Source organism: Kribbella sp. C-35 (genome assembly GCF_046549195.1).
Classification (GTDB): Bacteria; Actinomycetota; Actinomycetes; order Propionibacteriales; family Kribbellaceae; genus Kribbella.
The window spans coordinates 1862082-1884886 of record NZ_JAJPWG010000001.1 but is presented as its reverse complement, the minus strand read 5'-3'; the positions used below and the strand labels follow the sequence as shown (position 1 = coordinate 1884886).

The window sequence follows — 22805 nt, the reverse complement described above, 5'->3', positions numbered from 1 at the left end:
GACAACCCTCGACTCCGCGACATTCCGGTGATTTCTCTTCCCCGGACCCTTCCGCAGGCTTAGGGTCGGCCCCCGGAGACGGGGCGTGGAGGGCGACCCGCGAACACGAACTTGATGGAGATTTTCTGTGACAACATCACGCAGAGGGCGGGGGCTCATAGCAGTCTCAGCCGTCTCCGCGGCCGCCACTGTGCTGGCCATGACGGCCGGCGGTGGCGCGGACGCTGCTCAGAACTCCGGTGCCGAGGGCAAGAAGCCCGCGCAGGCCGAGCAGAGTGCAGCCAAGGACCGCAAGGGCAACTTCGACGCCCGGACGCCGAACGCCCGCACCACCTATGCCCGCTCCGCGAAGGTCGAAGGCAAGGAAACGGCCGCCGCGAAGAAGTTCCGCGACTCACTCGGCGCCCAGGGCGTCGTCTCGGTCGACCCGAACACCGGTACGCCGGCCCAGGTCACCAAGCTGAACGGCTTCCTCACCGGCAAGAGCGCGAAGAAGGCCACGGACGTTGCCCTCGGCTACGTGAAGGCGCACCCGGAGATCTTCAAGCTGTCCGACGCCGACCTCGGCACGCTGAAGCTGCGCAAGGACTACGTCGACGATCTCGGCACCCACCACGTCTTCTGGTCGCAGGTCGTCGACGGCGTCGAGGTGTTCGGCAACGGCCTGAAGGCCAACGTCACCAAGAACGGCCAGCTGATCTCGGTGATGGGCTCGCCGGTCTCCGGCCTCGCCACCGCCGCGCAGACCCGGTCCGCCGCCGCGGAGCCGAAGGTCACCGCCGCCGGCGCCCGCAGCGCCGCGATCCAGGACGCGGGCGGTACGACGAAGACCGCGACCGCGACCACGTCCGGCGTGAGCACCAAGTGGAGCAACGGCGACACCGCCAAGCAGGTGTGGTTCCACACCGCCGACGGGCTCCGCAAGGGCTGGCTGACCTACACCAACTCCGGTGGCACCAAGATCTACAGCCACGTCGTCGACGCCCAGACCGGTGCCACGCTGTACCGCAAGGACCTGGTCAGCGAGGGCAACGGCGACGCGCTGGTGCAGGACTACTACCCGGGCGCCGCGAAGGGCGGCACGCAGCGGGTCGAGAACCTGATCTACAACAAGTGGCTGCCGAAGAACGCCAAGACCCTCCTGGAGGGTACGTCGGTCGCCGCCTTCGCAGACGTCAACGACGACAACAAGCCGAACGCCGGTGAGACGGTCAAGGTGCCCGGCACCAAGACCGGCGCCGAGTACAAGCTGACCCCGTTCCAGAGCTCGTCGTTCTGCTCGACCTCGTTCATCTGCACCTGGGACCCGGCCAAGCCGGACTCCTGGAAGACGAACATGAACCAGGACGTCACCAACGCGTTCTACCTGGCCAGCAACTTCCACGACTGGCTGGCGAAGGCGCCGATCAGCTTCACCCCGGCGGCCGGTTCGTTCGACGCGTCGGGCGGCGACCCGGTGCAGCTGAACGCGCTGGACGGCGCGGCCACCGCCGCGAACGGCGGCCCGGACGCCAACCACGTCGACAACGCGAACATGTCCACCCCGCCGGACGGCACCCCGCCGACCATGCAGATGTACCTGTTCCACCAGGCCGGCGCGACCGACGAGCAGGACGGCTACGTGCCGAGCAGCTCGGGCAACGACGCCAGCATCCTGTACCACGAGTACACCCACGGTCTGTCGAACCGCCTGGTCGTCGACGCGACCGGCAACTCGACGCTGAACAGCATCCAGGCCGGCTCGATGGGCGAGGCGTGGAGCGACTTCTACGCGATGGACTACCTGGTCTCGCACGGCCTGGAGAAGGACACCACCGCCGCGGGTGAGGTCCTCGAGGGCAAGTACGTCACGCACGGCGAGCTGTTCCGGACCCAGGCGATCGACTGCCGCGTGAAGGCGGTCAGCCCGAACTGCGTCCAGCCGGACGGCTCGAAGGGCGGCTACACGTACGGCGACTTCCCGACCATCGGCGGTGCGCCCGAGGTGCACGCGTCCGGTGAGGTCTGGGCGCAGACGCTGTGGGACCTGCGTGAGCGCTTCGGTCGCGCCTACGCGCTGAGCATCATCACCCGCGCGATGGAGCTGTCGCCGGCCGACCCGACGATGCTCGACATGCGCAACGCGATCGTCCAGGCCGACCTGGTTGCCAGCGGCGGCAAGAACGCCGACGTCATCTGGACCGTGTTCGCCAACCGCGGCATGGGCTGGTACGCCGGTGTCGTCGACGGTGGCGACGCCTTCCCGGCCGAGGACTTCCACAAGCCGCCGACGGGTGCCACCACCACGCTCAGCGGAATCGTGAAGGACAAGGACACCGGTGCTCCGGTGGCCGGTGCGCTCGTGTACGTCGGTGGTCACTCCTCCGGGTACGCAGGTGACTACGCCGGCTCGACCGACGCGACCGGCAAGTACACCATCACGGGTGTTGCCCCAGGCACCTACCCGAAGGTCGTCGTGTCCGCTCCGGGCTACGAGCTGATCGTCCAGTCGGTCAAGGTCGCCCCGAACACGCAGGCGAACTTCGTCCCGCGTCGCAACTGGGCGGCGTCGTCCGGCGGCGGTACGGTCGCCGACTTCAACGGTCCGGACCTCAGCTCCTTCAACTGTGGCCCCGCGGGCGCGATCGACAACGCCCAGGGCACCGGCTGGGGCAGCACAACCGGCGACGACAACGGCACGCCGACCAATAAGATGATCGACAAGCACATCGACGTGAAGCTGCCGGCGAAGGTCAACATCAGCGCCTTCAACGTCGACCCGTCGAACACCTGCGGTGACCCGGGCAGCGCCTCGACCGGCAAGTACCGGATCGAGACCTCGGCCGACGGCACCACCTGGGCGACCGCGGCGGAGGGCACGTTCGACGCCACGAACCGGGGCAAGTACAACCTGGTCAGCCCGACCGGAAACGCCACCGGTGTCCAGTACGTGCGGTTCTGGATGCTCAGCCCGCAGGTCCCGGACTTCGAAACGAACTGCCCCGCCGGTGCCTTCGGCGGCTGCCAGTACACCGACATGACCGAACTCCAGGTCTTCGGCACCAAGTAACCGCAGCACCCCCCCCGCGAAGGCCGGCCGAGCACCCACTCGACCGGCCTTCCGGCATCCCACCCCCGCCCACCACGCACTCGCCGTACGAGTGGATATCCCCTGGCGTGGTGGGTTCTCTGCTGGTGTACGAGGGGAGAACCCACAACGCGAGGGGATATCCACTCGCGTATCCGCCTGCCGGCGTGGGCGGGTCAGGTTTTGGGGGGTGGGGTGGGGTTGGCGGGGGGAACTGTTTGGGCCCAGTCGGCCCAGTCGGCCAGGGCTGTGTAGAGGCGGACGCCTGCTTCGATGGTGACGCGCATGGACTGGGTCTGTTCGCTGTAGCCGAATTCGCCGCGGTCTTTGCGGGCGGCGTAGTCGCGGTACTGGTCGGCCAGTTGGCGGTAGTACTGCGCTTCCGACTCGAGGTGCCGCTGCAGTTCGTCGGTGTCCATCATCCAGAAGAACAGTGACCGCAGCAGCGGCTGCAGCCGCATGGTGTGGTCGACGTCGACCTCGGTCAGCCAGCGCTTCACCTCCGCCACACCGGCATCGGTGATCCGGTACGCCTTCCGCCGCCGCGGTCCCTCGCTCTCGACCTCGACCAGCCCTTCGACGGCGAGCTTGTTCAGCTCGGCGTAGATCTTCGGGTGCTGCGCCGGCCAGATCGAACCGAGTACCTCGGTGAACCGCCGAGCCAGGTCATACCCGCTGGCCGGCCCCTCGGCGAGCAGCCCGAGCAGCCCGTGCCGCAACGACATACCGCCTCCTCGCTGACGTCGTACGCCATCTTGACATGTCCCCACGGACATGTGCATTCTCATATATGTCCCTAGGGACATGTCCTAGAGAACATCTCAGAGGGAGTCGATATGGCGGAGGGGCGAGCGGTTCTCGTCACCGGATCGACCGGCGGCATCGGTACGGCGACGGTCGGGCTGCTGCGACAGCGCGGCTTCACGGTGTACGCCGGGGCGCGCGGACGGGCTGATTTCGGGCCGGAGGTGCGCGTGCTGCCGTTGGATGTGACGGATCCGGAGAGCGTCGCGGCGGCGGCCAAGCGGGTCGCGGGTGAGGTCGACGGGTTGTGGGCGGTGATCAACAACGCCGGCGTGATCGTGCAGGGCCCACTCGAACTGGTCCCGGCAGACGAGTGGCAACGCCAGCTGGAGGTCAACACGCTGGGTCCGGCGTCGGTCATCCGCGAGTTCCTGCCGCTGATTCGCAGTGCGCGTGGACGGATAGTGAACGTCAGCGCGCCGACGGGACGGGTTGCGATGCCGATGCTCGGTGCGTTGTCGGCGAGCAAGGCCGGGCTCGAGGCGATGTCGAATGCACTGCGGCTCGAGTTGGCGGCATGGAAGATCCCGGTCGTCGTGATCGAGCCCGGGACGACCGCGACGGAGATCTTCGCGCGTGCCGGAGCAGCCGCGGACGCAGCGATGCAGCACACCGACCCGTCGCGCGTGAATCTTTACCAGGCGCACCTGGCCGCCTACGAGAAGGCGATGGGCCGGTTCAAGCCGGGGCCGGTGGAGAAAGTCGCCGAGGCCATCGTCCGAGCGGTAGAAGCCGGCCGCCCCAAGCGCCGGTACGCCGTCGCCGAGGCCCGCACGCTCGGTGGAATCCTCCCGAAACTCCCAGCGGGGTTGAGGGATCGCGTGCTCGCCGGTGCTGTGGGACTGAACGGCATCAAACCCTGAGCACTGTCCCGGTCATTCGTCGAGGGACGCAGACTCCAGCTCGAGGCGGATGACGCACCTGCCCAGGGCCGCACCCAGTGCGGCAAGTTCGGCGGCGGTCGGCTCGTGCCCTTTCGGACTGCGGATCCCCATCCGCTGCGCCGAGCCACCGCTGTCCAGCGACTTGCGGACGGCCGCACCCATCTCCTCCGGGGTGAGGCGCACGAGCGTGCCGTGGGTGTGGTGCGTCCGGCCGCGGTAGGTCACAGTTAAGGGAATCCGGGTCGCGAAGTTGTGCCGCCACGGCCCCTCGGTGAAGGCCATCAAGACCCCGTCCACGCGGTTCAGGTTGACGGGGACCCGGATCGTGCGGCCCGAACGCCGGCCCTGGAACTCCAGCAACATGACGCCGTCCATTCGCCTGCCGAGCGATGAGGCGAGCAGCGGCCGCATCACGTGGTTCATCGTCCGCAGCACCCAGCGTGGGGGCGGTGGTACGAGGCGGACACCGGCCGCAGATTCGGTTGCCATGACTCCTCCTCGAGTCGGTAGATGTGGTCAGACCGCCACGGCCTCGAGCACCCGCATGGCGCCGGCGGTCTCGATGACGGTGGTGGTGCGGAACCCGGCGTCGCCGAGGAGTACGCCGAGTTGCGCCGGAGCACGCTCACGGCCCCCGGTGACCGCCAGCATGATCACGTCGAGCGTGGCCGCGCGCGGGTCGTCGACGTCATCGTCGCGGATGCCCTCGACGATCAGCACGGTCGCACCGGGCGAGGCTGCACTGCGGATCGCGCGCAGGATCGTGGTCGCCTCGGCGTCGTCCCAGTCGTGGATGATTTCCATCAGCACGTAGCAGTCGGCACGCGGCAAGGGGTCCACGAAGAAGTCGCCGCGGTGGTAGCTGAGGCCCGGGCCGGGCTCCGGCAACGAGTCCACCACGCCGGGCAGCTCGAACAGGATGCCCCGCGCATCCGGAGCCGCATCGAGGACGGCCCGCAGCAGGTGACCGCGCCCGCCCGCGATGTCCGCGACCGTGGCGAACGGCTGGAAGTCGTAGGCGGACAGCACGGCGCCGATGTCGGCCTGGGCCTTCGCCTCCATGGCCCGGTTGAAGGTCTCGGCCTGTTCCGGGTGGGACCGCAGGTAGGTCCATAGGCCGCCCGGGGAGACGCTCTCGATCGCCGGTGCGCCAGTCGCGAGCGTGTGACGGAGCCGGGCGAAGGTCTCGCCGAAGACCGCAAGGCCCATCATCTGCGCGAACGCGCGCATCGACCTGGGGTGGTCGGCGCGGAGCAGCGCGGACGCGTCGTTATGGCTGTACGTCGACCCGCGGCGCGTGAAGACTCCGTGGCTGACCAGCAGCCTGAGCACACGGTCGAGCGAGTCGGGGTCCACCGCGCAACGCTCGGCCAGCGCGGCGATGTCGGTCTCCCCCTCTACCTGGTCGGCCACCCCGAGGTCGGCGACCAGCTGCAGGCAATGCGCCGGAATGGCGGCGTTGGTCAGTGACCAGACGGTCTCGTGGGCGAGCGTGGGAGCGGAAGCGGTGTCGGTGGTCATGACCGCACCGTAGGAGCGCGTTCCCATCCGTGGGATCCGTGGATCCACTCAGGCGTGGTACTCAACCCGATGCGCAGCCCAGGCCGCCACCTGCGCGCGGTTGGCCAGCCCCAGCTTAGCCAGCACGCTCCGCACGTGCTGCTCGACGGTGCGCTCCGAAAGCACCAGGCGCGCCGCGATCTCGCGGTTGGTGAGCCCGTCCGCCACCAGTCGTGCCACCTCCGTCTCCCGCGGCGACAGTGCGACGACGCCGGCGAGCCGGTCCACCTCGGCCTGGACCGCCGCGGCCGTCGCGACGTACGGCGTCATGCCGAGCCGGCGCGCTGCTGGAGCCGTCTCACCGAGGAGGACGCGTGCCCGGGCCAGGTCGCCGTGACCGCGGCGGTCGGCCAGCGCGGCGACGAGGCGGATCTGGGCCTCCACCCGGAAGCCCGCGGCGCCGGCGCGCTCACAGCGGGCATCGGCCTGCTCGAGGTCGGCCACGGCCTCGTCCAAGAGCCCGAGCCGGTGCGCGGCCACGCCGAGCCACAGCTCGACCGGCCCGAAGTAGCAGACCTGGGCAATGCCACTCACGACATGGTGGCCGCGATGGGCGGCGAGACGATCGCGCAGGTAGGACAGATCCCCGACGTCGCCGAGGACGTCCGACACCGCGATACCGAAAGCGTCGACGAGCAGCACCACGTGCGGCGGCGGACGCCAGGACTCGACCGGACCGAACGCTCGGTACAGCCGCTCTGCCTCTCCGAGCTCGCCCGCCGTCGCCTGGGCGTGCGCGGCGGCCACGTGCGCGATCAGCCCGAAGCGGCGCAGGACCTCCGTGTCGCCCGACATCATCGCGCTGGCGTCCATCGACCGCCGGTCCGGCCCGACGTGGCGGCCGACCACGGGCAGCAGCCCCGACCTGAGCACGAGGGTGGACGCCAGGCCCCGCGCCTCCATCAGTTCGTATGCCGTGTCCTCGAGCCGTACCGCGTCGGCGTACCGGCCCTGCGCCTGCGCCAGCACCGCACGGCACCGCACTACCTCGAAGCGCGCGGTGAGCCAGCCGAGCGACGAGGCGCACCGGGCCAGGGCGTCGACCTCGTCGGCCACCCGCTGGAGGTCACCGCGCTCGCTCGAGGCATCGATCTGCCACAGGTGAGCCGCCAGCTCGGTGGGCGCATCGCCATCCCGCGCGGCCAGCTCGAGCATCCGCGCGGCCAGGAACTCCCGCTCAGCCAGTCCGCCGGGGCCGGCGCAGACGATCCGGCGGGCCGCCATCGCCGCGCCCAGCGCCACCGGGTCGTCGCAGGCCGTCGCGATGGCGAGCGCCTCATCGCTCTCGGGGGCGACCCTCTCAAGGTCGCTGCCGAACATGTGGGTGTCCACCACCCGGGCGAGAAGTCGCGCCCGCAGCGACGTGGGCTCCGGGCCGAGCGCCGCCAGGGCCTCCTTGCACAGCCTCCGGGTCACGACCTCGAAGCCCGGCGCGCTCGCGGTCACCTCCATCACGAGTGCCGCCTCGGCGAGGAGGTCTGCCCGCCCGAGTTCGCGGGCGACGTCCGCGGCGTCCAGGCAGGCCCGGAGCCGGCCGGCGAGGTTCCCCGCCAGGTGGTCGGCACGACCGACCAGCAGCAGCAGCCGAACCCGGTCGACGGGCGCCAGCTCCGCCTCCCCTAGCGCCAGTGCACGACAGAGCAGCAGGGCCGCGTCCTCGAACGCCAGCTGGCCCATCGCCCGCACGGCCGCGCGCTCGAGCCAACCCGCAGCGACCAGGCGATCGTCCCCGACGATCGCCGCCTCGGCGCGGTGGTGGGCGATGTCGAAGACGTGGGCACCAGGCGACACGCCCACGCGCGCTTCCAGTGCTTCGGCCGCCGCCCGGTGGAGCGCGCCGCGCGTCTGCACCGGTAGCGCGTCAAGTATGGCGTCGCGCACGATCGCGTGGGCGAAGCGCCACCGGCCGGTGGCGTCCTCCGCAGGCTGGAGCAGCGCGGCGTCCTGTGCCTCACCGAGCAGCCGCACAACCTCCGTCGGATCGGCGTCGGCCAGCCTGGCGAGTTCCGGGACCGACACCTCCTCGCCCAGGACAGCCGCAGCCCGGACCACCTCCGCGGCGGCGGGTGCCAGGATGCGCAGGCGCTCGGCGATTGCCGCACGCAACGCAGCGGTCACCGGTACCCGACCCGGATCCGGTCCGGCCGCGAGCGCGCGGCCGACCTCCCCCACGAAGAACGGGTTGCCGCCAGTCGAGGTCCGGACCCGCTCGACCAGGGCGTCGTCGACGGCCCGTCCGGTGAGCTCGAGCAGGTGCCGGCGTACCGCCGTACCGTCCAGCCCGCCGAGCGCCAGGTCTGTGGCCACCGGCTCGCTCAGCAGGGTGGCAAGGACGTCGATCTCCGGGCCTCCTGCCTGTCGGCGCGCATTGACTACCAGCAGCAGCCGCTCGTCCTGCAGCGCCTTCACCACGTGTTGGAGCAGTCGAAGGCTGGCCTCGTCGGCCCAGTGCATGTCATCGAGCACCAGCAGCAGGGACGACCGCCGGGCCACCTCCCGCACCAGCCGCGCGACGCCGTCGAAGAGCCGGAACCGGTCCTCGGGAGTCGTCCCCAGCTGGGGAGCACCGGTGTCGCGCAGACCCGACAGCTGGGCCTCCAGGCCGCGTTCCCGCGCCAGCTCGTCCAGACTGACGACCTCGTCGATTTCGCGCAGTGCCTGCCACCAGCACCAGTACGGCGGAGCCCCGGAGGCCTCGAGTGCAGCACCGAAGCCGGTGAGGAACCCTTCCCCGCGGGCGCGCACCACCAGCTCCCGGGCCAGCCGGGTCTTGCCGACGCCGGGCTCGCCGCGACAGATGACGAGCTGTGGCCGGCCCGTCCCAGCGGCGTCGAGGCAGCCCGACAGGGTGGCGAGCTCTCGGTCCCTCCCGACGAGGCCGTTTGTCATGATCACCCCCCGGCGATCCACCAGTTGCCTCCAGTGCACCACAGCAGGCTGGGGGTCGCGGGGACCGAGGCGCTCGCCGACGTCCGGATCATGGACAAGAGGCAGTAAGTACAGTGGATTAGTCTAGTTTCGAGGGCGTGGAACCTGTCGCGCCTCAGTCGCCGCTTCGCCTACTTGCTGGGTGGGGCGGCGACCGAGCCGCGTTCGATCAGGGTTGGCGTGAGTGTGGTCCGGCGGACTCGGCGGTTGGTGTCTACGGCGGACGTCACGCGGGCGACGACGTGGCTGACCAGTTCGTCGAGAGGCCAGTGGAACGTCGACAGTGGCGGCGTGAGCAGCTGGGACATCGGCTGGTCGTCGTACCCGAGCAGCGACAGGTCTTCCGGGATACGCAGGCCGAGCTCGCGGGAAGCGGCGTACACCCCGAAGGCCATCGAGTCGGCGAGCGCGAGGATGCCGGTCGGGCGCCCGGTGTCGGAGAGCAGCGTGCGGGCGACGGCGGTCGCGCCGGCCAGGTCGTGCGGGCACTGCAGCAGACGGATCTTCAGGCCGAGATCGTCCGCGACGCGCTGCGCGATCTCCTCGGCGGGGCGCTCGACTTCGAGGCGGCGGGTCGGGCTCAGTACGGCGATGTCGCGGTGGCCGGCGTCCGACAGGCGGCGCAGCGCCGTACTGACGCCGGTCTCGTTGTCGAGGATCACCTCGGACTTCGCCTTCGCGCCCGGCAGTGCGTCGCCGATCGCGATCACCGGCGCCTGCCGGGTGATCTCGGCCCAGGCCTTCGCGGCCGGGTCGATCGGGATCACCACGATCGCGTCGGCGCGGTGGTCGACCAGGTGCTGGGCGAGCTCGAGCTGGCGGTCGGCGTCGCCGGCCGAGTCGATGATCCAGGCGTTCCGGTCCGGGGCCAGGAGCTCGCGACCGAGCGCGGCCGCGACGCGTTGCTGCCAGAGATCCTCGAGCGAGGCGCAGAGTACGCCGATGGACCCGCTGCGACCGGAGGCGAGCGCGCGGGCGACCGGATCGGCCTGGTAGCCGAGGCGGTCGGCGGCGTCCTGGACCCGCTGCCGAGTCTCAGGCGTGCCGTGCAGACCGCGCAGCGCGTACGACACAGCGGCCATCGAGAGCCCGGTCTCGGCGGCGATGTCCTTGAGGGTCGGCCTCCGGTTGTTTCCGGACATGTCCACGACCCTAGCCGCCGCCGTGGACAGAAACTTGACAGACCGGACTTTGAAGCGCTTCACTCTAATCATCCTGAAGCGCTTCAATCTGATCAAACAGGCGAGGGGAGGGGCCGATGATCGACGTCCACCAGCATCTCTGGCCGGAAGCTTTCGTCGACCGGCTCCGGGCCCGCCGCGAGCCGCCGTTCCTCGACGGCTGGACGCTGCACACCACGTGCGAGGCGCCGTACGACGTGGATCCGGCGGCGCACGAGCTCGGCAAGCGGGTCGCGCTGGAGCAGGACTCCGGTACGACGCTGGCCGCGGTGTCGCTGTCGAGCCCGCTCGGCGTCGAGGAACTCGGGGATGCGGAGCTGCTCGCTGCCTGGCACGAGGGGGCCGCCGAGTTCCCGAAGCCGTTCCGCGCGTGGGCTTCCGTCGATCTGCTCGAACCTGACGTTGCCGGGCTGGAATCCCTGCTGAACAAGGGGTTTCTGGGACTGCAGCTGCCCGCGCACGTCCTAGGCACACCGAAAGGTTGGGAGGCGCAGGCGGAACTGCTGCGCGTCGCCGAGCGGGCGGGCAGGCCGATCCTCGTGCACCCCGGTACGGCGCGACCGACCGAGGCGCCGGGGTGGTGGGCGCCCGTCGTCGACTACACGTCGCAGTTGCAGGCGGCCTGGTGGGCGTGGCATGCGTTCGGCGGGCGACGCTCGTACCCGGATCTCCGGCTGTGCTTCGTCGCCGCCGCCGGGCTCGCGCCGGTTCACCACGAGCGGCTGGCCGCGCGGGGCGGCCGGCTCGGGACCATCGACCCGAATCTGTACGTCGACACGTCGAGCTACGGCCCGCAAGGGATCGACGCGGTCGCGCGGGTCCTCGGCATCGACCAGGTCGTGCACGGCACCGACCGGCCGTACGCCGACACCACCGAACTCCGCCAAGGCGATGCCGCGACTGCGGTGATCCGCCACGACAATCCACACCGGCTGCTCTTCGGCTCCGGTACATCTACTCCTGAGAGGGGAGTGCAATGACTGCTCAGCCAATCGACGTACCCAACGTCCCGGCGCGCCAGGCCAGCCGGCTCGTGGAGCTCAACAACTGTCTGTCGCTGGACGACCTTCCGGGCCGCGACCTGACACCCGCCGAGCTGTCCGAGCTGGCAGCATCGATCGCCGCGCAGCCGCACCTGTGGGAGGACCAGGTCGCGTACAGCGACGAGGAGCGGGTCTTCGCCTCGCTCCACCGGGACGCGAACGTCGATGTCTGGCTGATCTGCTGGACGCCCGTGAACGACACCGGCTGGCACGATCACGACGTCTCGTCCGGAGCGGTGGCCGTTGCCCGCGGCAAGCTCGTCGAACACAACCTCGCGATCGGCACCGAGTCCATCGAGACCGAGGTGGAGGCCGGTGACGTCTACGGCTTCGGCCCCGACCACATCCACCGCCTCACCGGCCTCGACAAGGGCAGCGTCACCGTCCACGCCTACAGCCCGCCCCTGTGGCGCATGGGCCAGTACTCGGTCAAGGACGGCGTACTCCGGCGGGTCTCCGTCTCGTACGCCGACGAACTCCGCCCGATCGACTGAGCCCGAGGGGAGCGGTTGACCCGCGGCTGCTGGTAGCGCAGTACTGCTTGGAGTCGTACTTCGCTGAGCTCGAGGAGAGGTTCGGTTTCGACAGGTCTCGGAGCATCTCGGCGGACGCCGAGCCCTACGCCCACCACTGGTTCGAGAAGCACTTCTACGGTTTGCGGAGTTGGCCGAGGAGACCGTGGGTCTCGTCGGCTGGGCCGGCCGAGAACCAGAGGACGTCCGGGCCGCCGGTGGTGGCCGTGCCGGGGAGGAGGGCCCAGAGGCCTTCGATGGCGAGGGGTTTGCCGGTGGTGGCGCGGACCTGGCCGGTCAGCTTGTAGCGGTTGTGGGACCTGGGCTCGAGGATGTTGATCCGGCCGTCGCCGAAGTTGCCGACCAGGAGTGTGCCGGCCGGCGCACCCCAGGCGGCGGGGGCGAGGGCGAGGGCCCACGGGGCGTTCAGGCTGCTCCGCGACGCGACCCGGGCGACCAGCTTGCCGTCGGTGGTGAACTCGTCGACGAATCCGACGCCTCGTCCGCGGGTGGCTCGGCCGGTCGTCGGGTCGGGCTTGGCGTAGGTGACGAAGATCCGCCCGGCCAGCGCCTGCACGTTGTACGGCGCGTACCCCTTGGGCAGTGAGAAGTCGCGGAACGCCCACCACGGCAGCTTCACCTGCTGGAACGCGCCGTCGAACACGTCGATCCGCCCACGGGCGAAGTCGGCGGCGAACAACCGGTCCGGCATCGCGGCGATCGCCAGCCCGGTGTACACCGCGCCGGGCGTGGTCGCCTTGATGTCGGCCGGCCCGAGCAGCGGGTTGATCGTCGGGTTCCAGGCCGCGATCTGCCCGGTCAGGGTGGCGAAGATGAATCGGGCCGGCGCGCTCGCGGTCGCGTTGCTGACCACGAACGAGGTGCTCGCGTTGGACACCTGCCCGGTCGGCAGCGGCACTGTGACGCGGACGGTCGGCACCTTGGTCACGGTGGCCGAGCCGGGCGCGGACGAGTACAGCGTGGACGTCGACGTACCTTGGTTCGACACCCACAGCGGGGTCGTCGCGCCCAGCGACAGCCCCCACGGATTCACCAGATCCGGATCCTGGAGCACGGCCTTTCCGGGCTCGTCGGAGACCAGGTTGACCTGCTGTACGGCGAGTGCGTGCGACGGACTGTGTGCGTCGGCGGTCGCCGGTGCGACCAGGGCGAGGCTGCCGACGAGTGCGGTCGCGACTGCGAGTGGACGGCCCTTCGAGCGGAACGGCATGTCACTTTCCTGTCGGTCGGAGTGCGGGAACACTCTCGATACGGCCCGTTCGGCCGGGTGGTTCAAGGCCACTGGCGAGAGAAGTGGATATGGAACCGATCCACGGCGGTCGTTAGCGTCAAGGGCATGAGAATCCGGGTAGTCGACGCGTTCGCCGAACAGGCCTTTACCGGGAATCCGGCGGGCGTCTGTGTGCTCGAGGCCGGTGACTGGCCGGACGAGGGCTGGATGCGCGCGGTGGCCGCCGAGATGAAGCACGCGGAGACCGCGTTCGTCCGGCCGTCGGCGGGCGCCGAGGCGGACTGGGACCTGCGGTGGTTCACGCCGACGAAGGAAGTGGTGCTCTGCGGGCACGCGACGCTGGCGACCGCCCATGTGCTGGCAGCGGACGGAAAGGTGTCCGGGAAGGCGTCGTTCGCGACGCTGAGCGGGGTGCTGGTGGCGGACGTTGCGGACGACGGGATCACGCTGGACTTTCCGGTCAACCGGCCGATCGAGGTACCGGCTCCGGACGGGCTCGGCGCCGCGCTGGCGGTGGAGCCGACGGAGGTCTACGTCACCGGCGAACTCCGTGACCTGCTGGTCGTCGTCCGCGACGAGGCGACGGTGCTCGGGGTGGCGCCGGACTACGACGCGATCGCCGCGATCACGCAGCGGGAGAACCTTCGCGGCGTGATCGTGACGGCGCAGGGTTCGGCGTACGACTTCGTCTCGCGGTTCTTCGCGCCTGGGAGCGGGATCCCGGAGGACCCGGTGACGGGGAGCGCGCACACGAGCCTGGCGCCGTACTGGGCCGAGCGCCTCGGGCGGGACGAACTGGTCGGATACCAGGCGTCCGCCCGAGGCGGTGTCGTCCAGGTCGTGCCAGCCGGCGACCGCGTCTACCTGAAGGGCCAGGCGATCACGGTGCTGGACGGGGAGCTACTGGTCTGAGGGGGTGTCCCCCTAGGCCCAGGTCTCGGCGTGGGTGGCGACGCCGTTCGGGGCGATGAGTTCGGTGACGACGTCCTCGGCGTCGGCGTCGAGCGGCTCGAAGGGCAGCTCGGGTACGACGTATGCGCGGGCGCCGGCCACCATCTCGATACCGGGCAGCTCGAACCACGCCTCGCCGACCTCACGGCTGATCTCGTAGATCGCCTGCTCGGCGGAGTCGACCGGCTCACGGTCGCCGGACTCGTCCAGTTCGGCCGGGTGCCGCTCCTGGGCGGCGCGGCCGGCCTCGAGCAGTGCGTCCAGGTCGAACACGCGCAGGTCGAACCGCGACACGACGCTGATCACCTGGTCCTGCTCGGCCTCTTCGTCCTCCTCGTCGTCGGCCGCGTCGTCCAGCAGCAACGGCGACGTACCGGTGTGCTCGAAGACCGCGTCGTTCCAGTCCTCGACCACGCCTTCGAGCGCGGCGTTGTGCTCGAACAGCGTGGTGTGATCCTCGTCGCCCGTCATCGCGAGCAGGGCGTCGGTGTGCGCCTGGAGCCGTTCGGCGAGCTTGCGGCTCGCCTCGGCGAGGGCGGTCCGGGTCTCCGCGGAGAAGAACTGCTCGGCGGGGGCGGGGGTGTCCAGTTCAGTCACGTGCGTGTTCTTCCCTTATCTGTAGGTGGGAATGCCAGGCGTAAGTATGTGAGAAGCCTGTGAGAGCTGTGTCGGCGGGTGTGAGAGGCCTGCGAGAACCCTCCTGACCAGGCAGCCAACGGTGTGCAGTGAAGACATGTGCCATGAACGAGCGAAGCGAGTTCATCATCAAACACCGTTCGTTGTGAGGTCGTGCCGTCGTGTCTGACGTCATCTATCTCGCCGTCACCGTCGTCGTCTTCGCGGCCGTCTGGCTCGCGTTGCGTGGAGTGGAGAAGTTGTGAGCGCCGAGAACATCGCCGGCCTGGTCGTGGCCGCTGCTCTGGTCCTCTATCTGATCGCCGCCCTGGTCTTTCCCGAGAGGTTCTGATGTCCGACACCGCAGCCGGCCTGTTGCAGGTCGGCCTTCTCCTCGCGTGCCTGGCGGCCGTCTACCGCCCGTTCGGCGGCTACATGGCCAGGGTCTACACGTCCGACAAGGACCTGCGGATCGAGCGCGCGACGTACAAGCTGTTCGGCGTCGACTCGAAGGCCGATCAGACCTGGGCAGTCTATGCCCGTTCGCTGATCGCGTTCTCCGCGCTCAGCGTCGTCCTGCTCTACCTACTCCAGCGGCTGCAGCACTGGCTGCCGCTCTCGCTCGGCCTACCGAACGTGGAGTCCGGGCTCGCCTTCAACACCGCCGCATCGTTCGTGTCGAACACGAACTGGCAGAGCTACGTGCCCGAGGCGGTCATGGGTCACCTGGTCCAGTTCGCCGGTCTCGCGGTGCAGAACTTCCTGTCCGCGGCCGTCGGCATCGTGGTCGCGATCGCCCTGATCCGCGGCTTCTCCCGGTCGAAGACGGACCGGCTCGGCAACTTCTGGGTCGACCTGACCCGGACCGTACTGCGGGTGCTGCTGCCGATCGCCGTGATCGGGACTTTGGCGCTGGTCGCGATGGGCGTCGTACAGAACTTCTCCGGCGGCCACGAGGTCACCTCGGTGGTCGGCCAGACACAGACCCTCCCGGGCGGCACGGTCGCCAGCCAGGAGGTCATCAAGGAGCTGGGCACCAACGGCGGCGGCTACTACAACGCCAACTCCGCGCACCCGTTCGAGAACCCGAACCCGTTGTCGAACCTGTTCGAGATCTTCCTGCTGCTGGTCATCCCGGTCTGCCTGACCCGGACCTTCGGCCTGATGGTGAAGGACAAGCGGCAGGGCTACGCGATCCTCGGCGTGATGGGGACCATCTGGTCGGCGTTCGTCGTACTCGCGACGCTCTTCGAGGTCCAGGGCGCGGGTTCCGCGACCCAGGCCGCCGGTGCCGCGATGGAGGGCAAGGAGACCCGCTTCGGTGAGTGGGCGTCGACCCTGTTCGCGGTTTCCACCACGGGTACGTCGACGGGCGCGGTCAACTCGATGCACGACTCGTTCACGCCGCTCGGCGGTGGCGTGCCGTTGTTCCACATGATGCTCGGCGAAGTGACGCCCGGCGGTACCGGGACCGGCCTGTACGGCATGTTGATCCTGGCCGTGCTCGCGGTGTTCGTCGCGGGCCTGATGGTCGGCCGTACGCCGGAGTACCTGAAGAAGAAGATCACCGCGCGCGAGATGAAGCTGGTCTCGCTCTACATCCTCACCACGCCGACCCTGGTCCTCGTCGGGACCTCGATCGCGATGGGCCTGGCGACGGCGCGCGCCTCGATCCTCAACACCGACAGCCCGCACGGCTTCTCGGAGGTGCTGTACGCCTTCACGTCGGCCGGTAACAACAACGGGAGCGCGTTCGCGGGTATCAGCGCGAACATCCCGTTCTACAACACGGCTCTCGGGCTGGTGATGCTCCTCGGCCGGTTCGTGCCGATCGTGTTCGCGCTGGCCCTGGCCGGCTCGCTCGCGCGGCAGCACCCGGTCCCGGTGACCCAGGGCACGCTGCCCACCCACAAGGCCCTGTTCGTCACGATGCTCGTCGGTGTCGTCCTGATCGTGACCGGCCTGACCTACTTCCCCGCACTGACTCTCGGACCCCTCGCGGAGGGACTGTGACCACGCTGACGAAGCCGCCCGTCCAGAAATCGGCGGCACCCTCGAAGAAGACGTCGTCGGGTCTGTTCGACCCGAAGATGTTGCTCACCTCGCTGCCGGACGCGCTGCGCAAGCTCGATCCGCGGGTGATGTGGAAGAACCCGGTCATGTTCGTGGTCGAGGTGGGCGCGGCCGGATCCACGATCTTGGCCTTCACCGACTCCAGTGTGTTCGTCTGGTGGATCGTGGTCTGGCTCTGGCTCACGGTGATCTTCGCGAACCTCGCGGAGGCCGTCGCCGAAGGCCGCGGCAAGGCCCAGGCCGAGACGCTGCGCCGGGCCAAGACCGAGACCACCGCGCGCCGGCTGACCGCGGACGGCGACGAGGAAGAGGTGCCGGCCACCCAGTTGCGGCTCGGCGACCTGGTCGTCGTCGAGGCCGGTCAGATCATCCCCGGCGACGGTGACGTCGTCGAGGGTGTCGCGAGTGTCGACGAGTCGGCGATCACCGGCGAATCCGCTCCGGTCATCCGCGAGTCCGGCGGTGACCGCAGTGCGGTCACCGGCGGTACGAAGGTGCTGTCCGACCGGATCGTCGTGAAGATCACCACCAAGCCCGGTGAGAGCTTCATCGACCGGATGATCGCGCTGGTCGAAGGCGCATCGCGGCAGAAGACGCCGAACGAGATCGCGCTGAACATCCTGCTGGCGAGCCTGACGATCGTGTTCCTGATCGCGACCGTGACGCTGCCGACGTTCGCGGCGTACGCGCACACGAACCTGAGCATCGTGATCCTGGTGGCCCTGCTCGTCTGCCTGATCCCGACCACGATCGGCGCGCTGCTGTCAGCGATCGGTATCGCCGGCATGGACCGGCTGGTGCAGCGCAACGTGCTGGCGATGTCCGGCCGCGCGGTCGAGGCCGCGGGCGACGTGAACACCCTGCTGCTGGACAAGACCGGAACCATCACGCTGGGCAACCGGCAGGCGTCGGAGCTCATCCCGGTAGAGGGCGTCAGCGACACCGAACTCGCGGACGCGGCGCAGCTGTCCAGCCTCGCCGACGAGACGCCGGAGGGCCGGTCGATCGTCGTACTGGCGAAGACCGGCTACGGGCTGCGCGAGCGGCACACCGGAGAGTTGCCGCACGCAACGTTCGTGGAGTTCACCGCGCAGACCCGGATGAGTGGCGTGGACGTCGACAACCGGCAGGTCCGCAAGGGCGCCGCGGGTGCGGTGAACGCGTGGATCGGCGAGCACGGCGGTACGACGGATGCGCGGCTCGGCCAGATCGTCGACGGGATCTCGGCCTCCGGCGGTACGCCGCTGGTCGTTGCCGAGAGCATCGATGGTACGGCGCGTGCGCTCGGCGTGATCCACCTGAAGGACGTGGTGAAGGCGGGGATGCGGGAGCGGTTCGACCAGATGCGCGCGATGGGCATCCGGACCGTGATGATCACCGGTGACAACGCGCTGACCGCGAAGGCGATCGCCGAGGAGGCCGGGGTCGACGACTTCCTGGCCGAGGCGACGCCCGAGGACAAGATGGCGCTGATCAAGAAGGAGCAGGAGGGCGGCCGGCTGGTCGCGATGACCGGTGACGGCACCAACGACGCTCCGGCGCTGGCGCAGGCCGATGTCGGCGTGGCGATGAACAGCGGTACGTCGGCCGCCAAGGAGGCCGGCAACATGGTCGACCTCGACTCCAACCCGACCAAGCTGATCGAGATCGTCGAGATCGGCAAGCAGTTGCTGATCACCCGCGGTTCGCTGACCACGTTCTCGATCGCGAACGACGTGGCGAAGTACTTCGCGATCCTGCCGGCGTTGTTCGCGGCGGCGTACCCGGGGCTGGACAAGCTGAACATCATGGGGCTGCACTCGCCGGAGTCGGCGATCGTTTCCGCCATCGTGTTCAACGCGCTCGTCATCGTGGCCCTCGTACCGCTGGCGCTGCGGGGTGTCCGGTACAAGCCGTCGTCGGCCTCAGCGATGTTGCGGCGCAACCTGCTCATCTACGGCGTCGGCGGTCTGATCACCCCGTTCGTCGGCATCAAACTCCTGGACCTGGTGATCTCCTTGATCCCCGGGCTGCGGTAAGAGAGGTAGTTGTTCATGGCAAGCAATCTGCCCGGCTCGGTCCGGCAGTTCGGAGTGGCGCTCAGGGCGCTGCTCGTCTTCACGGCGGTCCTCGGGATCGTCTACCCGCTGGTGATGACCGGAGTCGCCCAGGCGCTGTTCCACGGCAACGCGAACGGGTCGATCATCAAGGTGAACGGCAAGGAGGTCGCCTCCGACCTGATCGGCCAGGCGTACACCATGGACAGCGGCAAGAAGGACTCCGACGGCAAGGCGATCATGGTCGCCGACCCGAAGTGGTTCCAGACCCGCCCGTCCGCGAGCGACTACGACGCGAAGGCCAGCGGCGGCTCGAACCTCGGGCCGAACAATGCCGACCTGCTCGCCGCGATCGACGAGCGGCGCAAGGCGGTCGCGGCGCTGGAGGGCGTCGACCCGTCCCAGGTCCCGCCGGACGCGGTCACGGCCAGCGGAAGCGGTCTCGATCCGAACATCAGCCCGGCGTACGCCGCTCTGCAGGTCAACCGGGTCGCCCGTGAGCGGGGCCTGAGCGTCGAACAGGTCCAGAAGCTGGTGAAGGACAGCACGGAGGGCCGGACCCTGGGGTTCCTCGGGGAGCCCCGGGTGAACGTGGTCAAGCTCAACGCCTCCCTGGCTGCGCTGGGCTGAGCTGAGAGCATGGAGGCATGAGCAAGCGCGGCCGCGGGCATCTGCGGATCTACTTGGGGGCCGCGCCCGGCGTTGGGAAGACCTACAAGATGCTGGGCGAGGGCCGCCGCCGGCGCGCCCGGGGAACCGACGTCGCGGTCGGTTTCGTGGAGACCCACGGCCGCAGGCAAACCGACGAGATGCTCGACGGCCTGGAAACGGTACCGCGGCGGATCGTCGACTACCGCGGCGCCAGTTTCACCGAGATGGACCTCGACGCGGTCCTGGCCCGGCGGCCGGACGTCGCGCTGATCGACGAGATGGCGCACACCAACGTGCCGGGCAGCCGGCACGAGAAGCGCTGGCAGGACATCGACGAGCTGCTGAACGCCGGGATCGACGTGATCTCGACGCTGAACATCCAGCACCTCGAGTCGATCAACGACGTGGTCGAGAAGATCACCGGCGTACCGCAGCAGGAGACGGTCCCGGACCGGGTGGTGCGGGCCGCGGACCAGATCGAGCTCGTCGACATGACGCCGGAGGCGCTGCGCCGGCGGATGGCGCACGGGAACGTGTACACCGCCGACAAGATCGACGCTGCCCTCGGCAACTATTTCCGGGTCGGCAACCTGTCCGCGCTGCGGGAGCTCGCGCTGCTCTGGCTGGCGGACCGGGTGGACGCCGGTCTGCAACAGTACCGCGCGGAGCACGACATCGACTCCACCTGGGAAGCCCGGGAGCGCGTCGTGGTCGCGCTGACCGGCGGTCCCGAGGGCGAGACACTGATCCGGCGTGCCGCGCGGATCGCGGCGCGGTCGTCCGGGGGAGATCTGCTCGCCGTCCACGTCGCGCGGTCCGACGGGCTGACCGGCGCGAACCCGAGCAAGCTCGCCGAACAACGGAACCTGGTCGAGAAGCTCGGCGGGACCTACCACCAGGTGATCGGCGACGACATCCCGGCCGCGTTGCTGACCTTCGCGCGGGCGGAGAACGCCACGCAGCTCGTGCTGGGCGGCTCGCGCCGGAGCCGGTTGTCGACGTTGCTCACCGGACCGGGCATCGGGTCGACGACGATCCGCGACTCCGGCGACATCGACGTACACCTCGTCACGCACTCGCTGATGGGCCGCGGCCGGCTACCGCGACTCCGAGGAGCGCTGTCGCGGCGGCGGAAGATCCAGGGCTTCGTCCTGTCGGTGGTGCTCCCGCCCGTGCTGGCCCTGATCCTCGGGCTCGGCGGCGACACGCTGAACCTGACCAGCAACGTGCTGGCGTTCCTGCTCGCGGTGGTCGTCGTGGCGCTGGTCGGCGGGTTGTGGCCGGCGATGGTGACCGCGATCGCCGGGTCGCTGGTGCTCAACTACTTCTTCACGCCGCCGAAGCGGACGTTCACGATCGCCGAGCTCAACAACGCGCTGGCGTTGCTGATCTTCATCCTGGTCGCGGCCATGGTCAGTACGGTCGTCGACCGCGCGGCACGACGTACCAGACAAGCGGCCCGGGCGGCCGCGGAATCGGAGACGCTGGCGACCTTGGCCGGATCGGTACTGCGGGGTGAGACAGCGCTGCCCGCCCTGCTGGAGCGGGTCCGCGAGGCGTTCGGGATGACCGGGGCGTGTCTGATGGAGCGTGTGGACGACGACGAGCTGACCGAGGTCTGGCGACCGGTGGCGTCTGCCGGGTCGCTCACCTGCACCCGGCCGGAGGAAGCCGACGCGGAGATCCCGGCTCGCGACAACCTGGTGCTGGTGCTGCAGGGTCATCAGCTGCAGGCGGACGAGCGGCGGCTGGTCGGGGCCTTCGCGGCCCACGCTGCCGCCCTGGTGGACCGAGGCCGGCTGAGCGAGGCCGCCGCCGAGGCGAAGCCGCTCGCCGAGGCCGACAAGTTGCGTACGGCGTTGCTTCGCGCCGTCGGTCATGACCTGAGATCCCCGCTGGCGTCGGCGAAGGCCTCAGTGACTTCGCTGCGCAGCGACGACGTGGAGTGGAGCGAATCCGAGCGGGCCGAGCTGCTGGAGACTGCGGACGAGTCGCTCGACCGGTTGTCGCGGTTGGTGGACAACCTGCTCGACCTCAGTCGCCTGCAGGCCGGCGTACTCCCGGTGTTCACCCGTCCGATGGCGCTCGACGAGATCCTCCCCGGCGCACTGTCCGAGCTGGGCGACGACGCCGATCGGGTGACGGTCGACATCCCGCACACGCTGCCGCTGGTCGAGGCGGATCCGGCGCTGCTGGAGCGCGTGGTCGCGAACCTACTGGCGAACGCGGTCCGCTACTCGCCGGCGGACCGGGCGCCGCTCGTCACCGGGAGCGCGCTCGGCGACACCGTGGAGATCCGGGTGATCGACCGCGGGCCTGGGATCCCGCGGCAGGACCGGGACCGGGTGTTCGCACCGTTCCAGCGGCTCGGCGACACCGACAACACGGTCGGCGTCGGGCTCGGGCTCGCCCTGGCGCGAGGACTCGCCGAGGCGATGCACGGCACCTTGCAGCCCGAGGACACCCCGGGTGGTGGACTGACCATGGTGGTCGCGATCCCAACCGCCCCGACTGATACGCCGGTTCCCGGCGCACGCGAACGATCGGAGCAACGTGACTCGGGTATTGGTAGTTGACGACGAGCCGCAGATCGTGCGGGCGTTGCAGATCAACCTGAAGGCGCGCGGGTACGAGGTGCATCTGGCCGGCACCGGTACGTCGGCGTTGAAGGTCGCCGCGCAGCATCCGCCGGAGCTGGTGATCCTCGACCTCGGGCTGCCGGACTTCGACGGCGTGGACGTGATCCGCGGACTGCGCGGCTGGACCGACGCGCCGATCCTGGTGCTGTCCGGGCGGACCGACCAGACCGACAAGGTCGAGGCGCTGGACGCCGGCGCGGACGACTATGTGACGAAGCCGTTCGGCATCGACGAGCTGCTGGCCCGGATGCGCGCCGTACTGCGCCGTAGCAACCTCGCCCAGGACCAGCCGGTCGTGACCGTCGGCGGCGCCGTCGTCGACCTGGCCGCGAAGCGCGTCACCCTGGAGAACGGCGAGGACATCCGCCTGACACCGACCGAGTGGCACCTGCTGGAGGTCCTGGTCCGCAACCCCGGCAAGCTGATGTCCCAACGCCAGCTCCTCACCGAGGTCTGGGGTCCCGGCTACGAGTCCGCCAGCGGCAACCTCCGCTTCTACATGGGCCAACTCCGCCGCAAACTCGAGCCCGACCCCGCCCGGCCCAAGCACCTCCTCACGGAACCAGGAATGGGCTACCGCTTCGAGCCGTAGGACCTGTCCGATTCGTT

Annotated in this window: 18 protein-coding genes; 11 read left to right on the top strand and 7 right to left on the bottom strand. The window is 69.5% G+C overall.

What is annotated here, in order from left to right; translation table 11 throughout:
• Nucleotides 1–199 precede the first annotated feature (199 nt).
• On the top strand, nt 200–3049 hold the full coding sequence (locus ACLJOO_RS09550) for a M36 family metallopeptidase (RefSeq protein ID WP_410786504.1): 2850 nt from the start codon (nt 200–202) through the stop codon (nt 3047–3049).
• Between the two features lie 194 nt (nt 3050–3243).
• Here the strand turns inward: ACLJOO_RS09550 and ACLJOO_RS09545 are convergent, their stop codons facing one another.
• Nucleotides 3244–3792, bottom strand: a complete 549-nt coding sequence (locus ACLJOO_RS09545) for a helix-turn-helix transcriptional regulator (protein WP_410786503.1) — start codon at nt 3790–3792, stop codon at nt 3244–3246.
• 111 nt (nt 3793–3903) lie between these two features.
• Between ACLJOO_RS09545 and ACLJOO_RS09540 the strand changes: the two genes are divergently transcribed.
• Entirely contained in the window at nt 3904–4734 is an 831-nt protein-coding gene (locus tag ACLJOO_RS09540) for an SDR family NAD(P)-dependent oxidoreductase (protein WP_410786502.1), read from the top strand.
• A gap of 12 nt (nt 4735–4746) precedes the next feature.
• On the opposite strand, the gene ACLJOO_RS09535 is transcribed toward ACLJOO_RS09540, so the two are convergent.
• From ACLJOO_RS09535 to ACLJOO_RS09520, 4 genes are all read right to left on the bottom strand, one after another.
• Nucleotides 4747–5244 (bottom strand): hypothetical protein, encoded by a 498-nt coding sequence (locus ACLJOO_RS09535; protein ID WP_410786501.1) that lies wholly within the window; start codon nt 5242–5244, stop codon nt 4747–4749.
• A gap of 27 nt (nt 5245–5271) precedes the next feature.
• Complete coding sequence (locus ACLJOO_RS09530; RefSeq protein WP_410786500.1) at nt 5272–6276, bottom strand: methyltransferase; 1005 nt, start codon at nt 6274–6276, stop codon at nt 5272–5274.
• Between the two features lie 48 nt (nt 6277–6324).
• Nucleotides 6325–9204: an ATP-binding protein gene (locus ACLJOO_RS09525; RefSeq protein ID WP_410786499.1), complete on the bottom strand. Its 2880-nt coding sequence runs from the start codon at nt 9202–9204 to the stop codon at nt 6325–6327.
• 170 nt (nt 9205–9374) lie between these two features.
• A complete protein-coding gene (locus ACLJOO_RS09520; RefSeq protein ID WP_410786498.1) occupies nt 9375–10385 on the bottom strand; it encodes a LacI family DNA-binding transcriptional regulator in 1011 nt (336 codons plus the stop codon).
• 116 nt (nt 10386–10501) lie between these two features.
• On the opposite strand from ACLJOO_RS09520, the gene ACLJOO_RS09515 reads away from it, so the two are divergent.
• A complete protein-coding gene (locus tag ACLJOO_RS09515) occupies nt 10502–11404 on the top strand; it encodes an amidohydrolase family protein (protein ID WP_410786497.1) in 903 nt (300 codons plus the stop codon).
• Nucleotides 11401–11961, top strand: a complete 561-nt coding sequence (locus tag ACLJOO_RS09510) for a cysteine dioxygenase (protein ID WP_134012000.1) — start codon at nt 11401–11403, stop codon at nt 11959–11961. The genes ACLJOO_RS09515 and ACLJOO_RS09510 overlap by 4 nt, the downstream gene beginning before the upstream one ends.
• Nucleotides 11962–12115: 154 nt before the next feature.
• On the opposite strand, the gene ACLJOO_RS09505 is transcribed toward ACLJOO_RS09510, so the two are convergent.
• The gene (locus tag ACLJOO_RS09505) at nt 12116–13210 is read right to left on the bottom strand and encodes a TIGR03118 family protein (RefSeq protein WP_410786496.1); all 1095 of its coding nucleotides are present in this window, start codon (nt 13208–13210) and stop codon (nt 12116–12118) included.
• A gap of 126 nt (nt 13211–13336) precedes the next feature.
• Between ACLJOO_RS09505 and ACLJOO_RS09500 the strand changes: the two genes are divergently transcribed.
• Nucleotides 13337–14143, top strand: coding sequence for a PhzF family phenazine biosynthesis protein (locus ACLJOO_RS09500; protein ID WP_410786495.1), 807 nt, complete (start codon nt 13337–13339; stop codon nt 14141–14143).
• 12 nt (nt 14144–14155) lie between these two features.
• On the opposite strand, the gene ACLJOO_RS09495 is transcribed toward ACLJOO_RS09500, so the two are convergent.
• Nucleotides 14156–14779, bottom strand: a complete 624-nt coding sequence (locus ACLJOO_RS09495; protein WP_410786494.1) for a hypothetical protein — start codon at nt 14777–14779, stop codon at nt 14156–14158.
• Between the two features lie 280 nt (nt 14780–15059).
• On the opposite strand from ACLJOO_RS09495, the gene kdpF reads away from it, so the two are divergent.
• The 6 genes from kdpF (at nt 15060) to ACLJOO_RS09465 (ending at nt 22788) form a co-directional block, all read left to right on the top strand.
• Nucleotides 15060–15149 carry a K(+)-transporting ATPase subunit F gene (gene kdpF / locus ACLJOO_RS09490; RefSeq protein ID WP_327638555.1) on the top strand — a complete coding sequence of 30 codons (90 nt, stop codon included), beginning with the start codon at nt 15060–15062 and terminating at the stop codon, nt 15147–15149.
• Entirely contained in the window at nt 15149–16810 is a 1662-nt protein-coding gene (kdpA, locus tag ACLJOO_RS09485) for a potassium-transporting ATPase subunit KdpA (protein ID WP_410786493.1), read from the top strand. The genes kdpF and kdpA overlap by 1 nt, the downstream gene beginning before the upstream one ends.
• Nucleotides 16811–16887: 77 nt before the next feature.
• The gene (gene kdpB, locus ACLJOO_RS09480) at nt 16888–18888 is read left to right on the top strand and encodes a potassium-transporting ATPase subunit KdpB (RefSeq protein WP_410787139.1); all 2001 of its coding nucleotides are present in this window, start codon (nt 16888–16890) and stop codon (nt 18886–18888) included.
• A gap of 15 nt (nt 18889–18903) precedes the next feature.
• The gene (kdpC, locus tag ACLJOO_RS09475; RefSeq protein WP_410786492.1) at nt 18904–19536 is read left to right on the top strand and encodes a K(+)-transporting ATPase subunit C; all 633 of its coding nucleotides are present in this window, start codon (nt 18904–18906) and stop codon (nt 19534–19536) included.
• 17 nt (nt 19537–19553) lie between these two features.
• Entirely contained in the window at nt 19554–22133 is a 2580-nt protein-coding gene (locus ACLJOO_RS09470; RefSeq protein WP_410786491.1) for a DUF4118 domain-containing protein, read from the top strand.
• Nucleotides 22111–22788, top strand: a complete 678-nt coding sequence (locus tag ACLJOO_RS09465; RefSeq protein WP_410786490.1) for a response regulator — start codon at nt 22111–22113, stop codon at nt 22786–22788. Before ACLJOO_RS09470 ends, ACLJOO_RS09465 begins: the two co-directional genes overlap by 23 nt.
• Nucleotides 22789–22805 lie beyond the last annotated feature (17 nt).